The 450-nt window shown below is 62.7% G+C and carries 1 protein-coding gene; it reads right to left on the bottom strand.

Features of this window, described 5'->3' with window-relative positions:
* Positions 1–450: TonB-dependent receptor plug domain-containing protein (locus tag ACTFO6_RS17700; protein WP_439935735.1), on the bottom strand; the 450-nt coding region annotated here is incomplete at both ends.

Genomic DNA, 450 nt, shown 5'->3' with positions numbered 1-450 from the left:
AAGCATTGCCGTACGTGAATTGGGTGCTAAACAGCTCGCCCTGCCGCACGGTCTCTGTAAAAGTCAATTCCCGCTGCCGGGGGGGGCGGCGCAATCTGTAGTTGATCACGCCGCCGACCGTATTCGGGCCATACATGACCGAGGAGGCGCCGCGGATCACGTCGATCGACTCGATCAGCTCCACCGGTACATTGAAGTAGGCCGCCGGATCGCCGTAGACCGCGGGCTGAAACGGTATGCCGTCCATGAGCAGCAACGTCTTGCGGCTGCGTTCTGGATTCAAGCCGCGGAAGCCTATGTTGGGGCGAAGCCCCCGGCCATCTTCCGCGACGACGTGGATACCCGGCACGCCCCGAAGCACATCGTCGGTCGAAAGCGGCCGAACCTGCCTAATTTCGTCTGGGGTCACTTCGGTCGCCGCGCCAGCACTGACACCACCCACCTCGTAGG

Source organism: Pelomicrobium sp. G1 (assembly GCF_051905455.1).
Lineage (GTDB): Bacteria > Pseudomonadota > Gammaproteobacteria > Burkholderiales > UBA6910 > Pelomicrobium.
The sequence above is the reverse complement of the archived record's forward strand: the minus strand, read 5'-3'. Positions and strand labels throughout refer to the sequence as shown.